This window comes from Yaniella sp. (assembly GCF_030453185.1).
Lineage (GTDB): Bacteria > Actinomycetota > Actinomycetes > Actinomycetales > Micrococcaceae > Yaniella.
Window position 1 is genome coordinate 20,224 of record NZ_JAKDKW010000027.1, and the last position, 7,674, is coordinate 27,897.

The window sequence follows — 7,674 nt, forward strand, 5'->3', positions numbered from 1 at the left end:
TGACCTCCGGGTGGCCCGCTTGTGGCCGCCCGGGGGTCCCCTTGTGCACCGGTATTTTGGCCGCCAGCGTCGTCAGTACGCAAAGCGGGACCGACTACCGTAGAATTTTGGCATCATGTCCAAAGCATCGTCTGTAGATTTGTCTGCCATTTCCTTTCCCGAAGAGCTGCCGGTATCTCTACACCGCGGTCAAATTATGGAGCAGTTGGCCCAGCACCAGGTGGTCATTGTCGCCGGTGAAACCGGTTCGGGAAAAACCACGCAGCTGCCCAAAATGTGTTTGGCTATGGGCCTTGCCGACACTGGCATGATCGGGCACACCCAGCCTCGACGTATCGCCGCCCGATCGGTTGCAGAGCGAGTTGCCGATGAGCTCGGCCAGGACATCGGGAGCACTGTTGGTTATCAGGTGCGGTTCACCTCCGAGGTATCAGCGGACACCCGGCTGAAGGTCATGACCGATGGCATCCTGCTAGCAGAAATTCAGCACGACCCAAACCTGTCGAAGTATTCCGTCATCATCATCGATGAGGCTCACGAGCGCAGCCTGAACATCGACTTCCTCCTGGGCTATCTCAAGCGTCTCTTAGGCAAACGCGACGATCTCAAAGTGATCATCACCTCGGCAACCATCGACCCGGAATCATTTGCCGAGCATTTCGCGGATGCCAATGGCCGCCCCGCCCCTATCGTTGAAGTGTCCGGACGCACCTATCCTGTTGAGGTTCGCTACCGGCCCCTTGCTCAAGAACAGCTTGCCGACGACCCCGATGACGACGCCGACGATATGGAAGAGGCCCGTGATCCGCTGGATGCCATCGCCGACGCCGTTGAAGAGCTCGGAGCCGAAGAACCCGGCGACATGTTAATCTTTTTCCCCGGCGAGCGAGAAATTCGAGACGCCGCCGAGGTCCTGGGCACCCGCCTAGCCCGACATCCACGACTGGCTAAAGCCGACATCCTGCCGTTATTTGGACGGCTGTCCCTGCAAGATCAGCAGCGAGTCTTCCGGCCTGGCAACAACCGACGCATCGTACTGGCCACCAACGTAGCCGAAACGTCCCTGACCGTTCCCGGTATTAAATACGTGATCGATACCGGAACAGCGCGTATCTCGCGATACTCACAACGCACAAAAGTCCAGCGTCTCCCCATCGAACGCATCTCGCAAGCCTCCGCCCAACAGCGCGCCGGCCGTGCGGGTCGTACCAGCCCGGGTATTGCCATCCGGTTGTATTCCGAAGAAGATTTCGAAGCACGCCCAGAATTTACCGATCCAGAAATTCTGCGTACCTCCTTGGCTTCGGTCATTTTGCATATGGCCTCGACCAATATCATCACCACCGCCACAGAGCTAGAAGACTTTCCCTTTCTACAACCGCCCGAACACAAACAAATCACCGACGGCGTGACCCTACTGACCGAGCTGGGTGCGCTGAACAGTGGCAACCCGACCCGGGTTCGCGGACGCGGCGGCAAATGGGTAACCCGTACGTTCAAGGCGGGCACCATTACGCCGGTAGGTCGGCGTCTCGCCCGACTCCCCGTGGCGCCACGACTGGCGCGCATGATTCTGGCATCCGAGGAACACGATGTGGTTCCCGAACTCCTGGTACTCACCGCTGGGCTAACCGTCCAAGACCCTCGTGAACGTCCCGAAGAACACCGTGGCGCCGCCGATGAGCTCCATGCCCGATTTACCGACGACAAGTCTGATTTTTCCGCACTGTTGAATTTGTGGGATTACCTGCACGAGCAACAGCGCGAACTGTCTGGGAACCAGTTCCGCAAACTGTGCCGCAGAGAGTTCATTAACTACCTGCGGGTCCGCGAGTGGCAGGATCTAGTCCGCCAGCTGCGTCAAATTGCACGAGAAGTCGGCATCAAGCTGCCCTCCAACGCGTCCATTGATGCGGTCAAACACCACGATGGTGTTCACAAAGCACTTCTCACGGGCTTACTCGCGCACATAGGGGCCTGGGATGAACGCCGCAAAAACTATCAGGGCGCTCGCGGATCACGTTTTGCCGTGTTCCCGGGGTCCGGATTGTTCAAGAAGCGCCACGATTTTGTGATGGCATCCGAGCTGGTAGAAACTTCCAGGCTGTGGGCTCGTCAGGTTGCGACCGTGGAACCCGCGTGGATTGAAGCCGCCGCAGGTTCTCTCGCCAAGGTCAATACATCTGATCCGTACTGGTCACGTCGCAACGGCACTGCCATGGCAAAACAGCGCGTCACCGTCTACGGGGTCACCATCGTCACCGATCGTCCCGTACGGTATTACAACGTCGACGAGGGTGCTGCCCGTCAGATGTTTATCCACCACGCTCTGATCGAGGGCGAATGGAATACCCGCCACCACTTCTTCAAACGTAACTTGCAGCGGGTCGCTGAGGTCCAAGAATTAGAAACCCGTATGCGTCGTCGAGATTTGCTGGTTTCTGAGGATGTGCTCTTTGCATTTTACGACGCGCGGATTCCAGAACACATCGTTTCGCAACGACACTTTGATGCCTGGTGGCGAAAGGCACGTCACGAGAACCCCCAGCTGTTGGATCTTGATCCAACGCAGCTCATGGCGGATGCCGCCCAAGACGTCGACGTCCACCAATTTCCCGACGTCTTCATACACCCCACTCCCACCGGCGATGTGCAGCTACCACTGCACTATGAGTTCACTCCGGTGGCAGCCATTGGCGCCGATGCTTCCGGAACCGGGCAACCGGTGGGACCGCGCACCGACGGCGTGACCGTGACCATTCCGGTGGCTTTACTACACCAGGTGGAGCAAACACGATTCGACTGGCTCATCCCGGGGCTCCGCACTGAACTGGTAACCGCCCTGATTCGCGGACTGCCCAAACCGATTCGAAAGCATCTGGTACCTGCACCAGATACCGCCCAGGCGGCCGTGGAAGCTCTATCGTCTACAGCAGACCCTGCCACCGATGATTTCTATGCGGCCTTGGCAACGTTTCTGCGTCGAACCAAACACCAGTACATCAAGCCCGAGGATTGGACCGTTACCAAGCTGCCACCGCATCTGCGCTTTACCTACCAGGTGGTGGATGATCGCGGAGCGATTGTTGGCACCGACGACAACTTAGGCCGATTGCAACGCGATCTTGCCGGCAAAAACCAGACCGCCTTGGCAGCATCGCTGACCGATGCCGCACACGCCAAAGGCGTGACACTGCCAGGTCGCAAGAACACGTCTGGTCAGCGCGCACAAAAGGGAAAACAGCAGAAGCCACAACAGTCTACAAAGCAGCACTCCCCCGTCGCTGCAGAATCGTCGTCGTCCTTTACCCCACAGACCGGACTGACACGATGGGACTTCGGGGATATACCGGCTACCGTGCAGACGGCAATATGGACGGGTTCAGCAAACCAAAACGTCACCGGGTACCCCGCGCTGCAAGCTGAAGATGGCAAGACGCCCTCTGCTGCCCTGGTGGTCATGCGCACCCAGGGGGAACAGCAAGCCGTACATCGTAGCGGGATTATTGCCTTGCTGCAGGCCGAGCTGCCGGATCCGCAACGGTATATTCTAGATCACCTCTCGGCCGAGGAAAAACTGGCTTTCGCACAGTCTCCCTATCCAACGAGTGCAGCACTGGTTGCTGATTGCACACGCACCGCTATTGATGCGTTGCTCCCCGAAGGGCTCCCTCTGACACAGCAGGCATATCAGCACCTGGCGCAAACGGTGCAGGAAGACTTGATCGATACTACGTTCAAGGTCACCACCGTGGTAGCCAAAATTTTGAACCTCTCACGTGACGTGGATCGACGGATTCGCAAAATTCGTTCTCTGTCGTTGGCGGCTGCAGCATCCGATTTACGGACCCACCACGATCAATTGGTCGGTGGACATTTTGTTTCGAAGACCGGGTGGGCACATCTGCGACATGTGCCCCGGTATTTGGAAGGCATCAGCTTACGGCTCGATAAGTTAGACGCCGGTGGTGCGCTACAGCGCGACGGGCTCAACATGCAGGTGGTGCAAACTCTAGAAAAAGAATACGAGGACCTGAAACACCAGGCCCCCACGGGTGTGCCAACGCCGGCTGCAATCAGTGAGATCTTCTGGCAACTCCAGGAACTTCGCATCTCACTGTTTGCTCAAGAGTTGGGCACGGCTACCAGTGTCAGTGAAAAACGACTGCGGCAAGCTATGAAGGCCGCCGCAGCACAGTTGGCTTAGTTCTCGTTCGGGACGAACTCTGCGTGACCGGCGTCGCGCAGGGCAGCCCGGATTTTGGTTGCTGCGCTGGCCATTTTTTCGTCCTCTGGATTCTCAATCAGGTTACTCAGATCGAAGTCTGCTTTTGAATTCGTTGGGAAAACGTGTAAGTGCAAATGTGGGATCTCATAGCCCTGGATGATCAAACCGGCACGTGCCACGCCCAGGGCTTTCACTTGAGCAGCGCCGATGCGTGAAGCTACCGTGTAGATGTGGGCGTTCAGTTCCTCTGGAGCATCAGTCCACATGTCGATTTCTTCACGAGGGACCACCAGGGTGTGACCGTATGACAACGGACTGATGTCCAAGAACGCCACGCAGCGGTCATCCTGCCAAATGAAACGACCGGGCAGTTCGCCGTCAATAATTTTGGTGAAAATCGTAGACATACTCTCTCCTAAAATGTTGCTGACAAGGCTGTCTAGCTCCAGTGTAGTAACAGTCCAGCCAAAAGTATCTGGTTGAACTCTATAGGTCTTCTGGCATGGTCCCAGGTGCCTCACCCGTAGCTACCGGCATGTCACGTGAGGACGACCACGCGGACCAGGAGCCCGGATACAAGACCCCCTCTACCCCGGCCAGCGCTAAGGCCAACACAGTTTTTGCGGCCGTCACACCAGAGCCACAGTAAGCTGTCACACCGGTGTTCTGGGTGGCACCAAGATCGGCAAAGTACTCACGAAGCTCGGCGGCTGAGCGGAACTTGCCGTGGGCATCGGTGACGTCGCTACTCGGTGCCGAAATCGCCGACGGAATATGGCCTGCAACCGGGTCGATTGGTTCTGATGCACCGGTATAACGCTCGGAAGCTCTAGCATCGAACAGCAGTCCTCCTGCGCGGAGAAATTCGGGGACCTCTGCCGTATCGACGACAGGCATTTTACCCCAGGAAAGATACACCGATCCGAAACGGGGCAAGACCTCACCGGCCTGCAACGGCAGATCACGGGCACGCCAGGCGTCGAGCCCACCGTCAAGAACGTACACTTTGGTTAACCCGGCATAGCGCAGCAGCCACCAAGCGCGCGCTGCTGCAGATGAATCAACGGCGTCGTAGACCACGACTGTGTCACCATCATTGATACCCAACATGCGCACCGACTCTGTGAAGTCGGCCGGTTCTGGCAGCGGATGCCGGCCCATGGCTGGTGAACCGTGACCGGACAGGTGGCTAGCCATCGACACGTAGACGGCGCCGGGGATATGGCCCTGGCGATATGCCTCGTGGTTTTGGGAGGGATCGCTGGCTGACCAGCGCACATCCCAGATGACCAATTTTCCAGGTTCAGGAGCTGGGGTGCCTGACACGAAGCCTTCGGGCTGGTCCCGCAGCTGATCGGAGAGCATTTTCGTACGGACGTGGACTGTGTCGCTGTTCGGAAGCGAATTATCTGTCGGGTCAACCCCCATCCATGCAGCCAGCACGTCAGTACTCAGCAGTACAGGTTGGCTCATTGGTTGATCCCTCCAGCAAGATAGGCACCGTTTAATGGTTCTTGTCGATTGACACGGGTCGTGCCGAGCTGTTGCAGGATTTTCACATCTTCAACTGTAACCCCGTGACATAATAATTGCACAGTTCAGCACTTTCCTAGGTTATCCGGCGGGCTAACACGGAGCTCTTGTTACAATGGAGGCCGAATTCATCACGTCAGAAGGGTGACACTCCACAATGTCGTCAGGTTCATCGTCTCGGCCGCGCACACGCAACACGTGGCAAAAGCAGGCCATCGATGAGATTTTGGATCGCAGCGCTGACTTCCAGTCGGCTCAGCAGGTCCACCAGTCCGTGGCTGACACCGGCCGTTCGGTCTCGCTTGCCACGGTGTATCGAATGCTGCAAGCCCAAGTTGAAGACGGCTTGGTAGACATTCTCGCCCTCGACGACGGCCAAACACTGTTTCGCAAGTGCGCCGCGACCGGTCACCACCACCATCTAGTGTGCCGCAATTGCCGAGCTACCGTTGAGATTGACGCCCCGAAGATCGAGCACTGGGCCGATAATGTAGGCGAAGATTTCGGCTACACGGATATCAACCACACGCTCGAAATTTACGGGCTCTGCCCGCAGTGTACTCAGTAAGCTTCGTAGCGCCTGAACCGCTCACCATAGCCGGCGGATTGGTCCTCGACGACGGCCGTGTCGCCTTCGCTCGTGCACTCTGGCAATTCGACGACGGTCGTGCCGTTGACGTCAGCAGGTTCATGCAGTGTGCCCAGACCATATGCTTTTTCAAGGTTCTCACGAGTTAACACCTCTTCGGGTGTGCCCGAGGCGATAACTCTACCGTCCATGAGGATCACGTGGTCGGCTGCTGCAGCCTCATCGAGATCGTGCGTTGTCAAAATGACCGAATGGCCGTGTTCTTCAACCTCAGCATGAATAACGTCGTCAATAATTCGCATGGACTTCAGATCGAGGCCGGTCATGGGTTCATCCAGTACCAGGATTTCGTGGCCCTGCGCGATGCCCTGTGCCACATACACGCGTTGACGTTGCCCCCCGGAAAGTTCTTCAAGGTGACGGTGCTTGAGGTCGGTAATGTTCATCGTTTCCATCGCATAATTGATGGCCGCCCGGTCATGCGGACGGAAAATACCAAACCAACCGCGCTGCGCATATCGGCCCATGCAGACCACGTCTTTGACGGTAATTGGGGTACCAGTTGGGAAGACCACTGACTGCATGACAAAGGAAATGTCTTGTTTGACATCTTTGACAGGCTGCCCGAGGACCTCGATGCGACCTGCACTCGGCGAAAGTATGCCAGCGACCGACTGCAATAGCGTTGTCTTGCCAGAGCCATTTGGCCCAATGACCGCAGTTATCTTGCCGCGTGGAATCATAAACGTCGAGGCCGAAACGGCACGATGGGAACCACGGTACAACACGATATCGTGGGCTTCAACGAGAGTCATGAGGCTCCTTGCTCAACTAGTGTCGTGCTGCGCTTGCGTCGGACAATCGCAGCCACTGTTTCTCGAATCGTAAGGATTATGAAGAAACCAAGGATGGCAACCAACGCCATCGATGCTCCAGCGGCTGTCCCTAGATGGTAACTGAGAATCAACCCCACAGTAACAGAGATCATACCGAGAAGAAGTGATGTCAAAATCATGCGCGGCACCGTTCGAGTGATCAGTGCGGCAGCTGCTGCGGGTCCGATCAACAAACCAAGGACCAATAGGGTGCCTACGGCCTGAAAGGAACCTATCACGGCGGCAGCAATCATGAGCAGCAATAGCCAGTGTGTGAGCTGGGGGCGCATTCCCAGCGCTTGGGATTTATCAGGGGAAAACGACAAGACCATCAACGGGCGATACAGCAGCAGCGACATCAAACCGACACCGACAACAAACATCAGTTGCACTCCGACATCGGCCCAACTGACCCCCAACGCGTCACCAAAGAGGATGGCGGTCAATGA

Annotated in this window: 6 protein-coding genes; 2 read left to right on the forward strand and 4 right to left on the reverse strand. The window is 57.0% G+C overall.

All coding sequences use genetic code 11. The features are described from left to right. The first annotated feature begins 115 nt into the window (after window positions 1-115). Complete coding sequence (gene hrpA, locus L0H14_RS05895) at window positions 116-4,207, forward strand: ATP-dependent RNA helicase HrpA (protein WP_301421490.1); 4,092 nt, start codon at window positions 116-118, stop codon at window positions 4,205-4,207. Here the strand turns inward: hrpA and L0H14_RS05900 are convergent. Further along, window positions 4,204-4,635 (reverse strand): HIT family protein, encoded by a 432-nt coding sequence (locus tag L0H14_RS05900; RefSeq protein WP_301417151.1) that lies wholly within the window; start codon window positions 4,633-4,635, stop codon window positions 4,204-4,206. The two genes, hrpA and L0H14_RS05900, sit on opposite strands and share 4 nt — an antisense overlap. A 79-nt stretch (window positions 4,636-4,714) precedes the next feature. Next, complete coding sequence (locus tag L0H14_RS05905) at window positions 4,715-5,701, reverse strand: sulfurtransferase (protein WP_301421491.1); 987 nt, start codon at window positions 5,699-5,701, stop codon at window positions 4,715-4,717. Between the two features lie 217 nt (window positions 5,702-5,918). Between L0H14_RS05905 and L0H14_RS05910 the strand changes: the two genes are divergently transcribed. Beyond that, window positions 5,919-6,329 (forward strand): Fur family transcriptional regulator, encoded by a 411-nt coding sequence (locus L0H14_RS05910; RefSeq protein WP_301417155.1) that lies wholly within the window; start codon window positions 5,919-5,921, stop codon window positions 6,327-6,329. On the opposite strand, the gene L0H14_RS05915 is transcribed toward L0H14_RS05910, so the two are convergent. Both L0H14_RS05915 and L0H14_RS05920 read right to left on the reverse strand, forming a co-directional pair. Next, complete coding sequence (locus L0H14_RS05915; protein WP_301421492.1) at window positions 6,323-7,165, reverse strand: metal ABC transporter ATP-binding protein; 843 nt, start codon at window positions 7,163-7,165, stop codon at window positions 6,323-6,325. The genes L0H14_RS05910 and L0H14_RS05915 overlap by 7 nt on opposite strands. Continuing rightward, a partial coding sequence (locus tag L0H14_RS05920) for a metal ABC transporter permease (RefSeq protein ID WP_301421493.1) occupies window positions 7,162-7,674 on the reverse strand: 513 nt, incomplete at its 5' end. The genes L0H14_RS05920 and L0H14_RS05915, both read right to left, overlap by 4 nt.

Excerpts from the sequence above, each read along its gene's own strand:
- hrpA (WP_301421490.1), top strand. The coding sequence starts at position 116 with ATGTCCAAAGCATCGTCTGTAGATTTGTCTGCCATTTCCTTTCCCGAA.
- L0H14_RS05900 (WP_301417151.1), bottom strand. The coding sequence starts at position 4,635 with ATGTCTACGATTTTCACCAAAATTATTGACGGCGAACTGCCCGGTCGT.
- L0H14_RS05905 (WP_301421491.1), bottom strand. The coding sequence starts at position 5,701 with ATGAGCCAACCTGTACTGCTGAGTACTGACGTGCTGGCTGCATGGATG.
- L0H14_RS05910 (WP_301417155.1), top strand. The coding sequence starts at position 5,919 with ATGTCGTCAGGTTCATCGTCTCGGCCGCGCACACGCAACACGTGGCAA.
- L0H14_RS05915 (WP_301421492.1), bottom strand. The coding sequence starts at position 7,165 with ATGACTCTCGTTGAAGCCCACGATATCGTGTTGTACCGTGGTTCCCAT.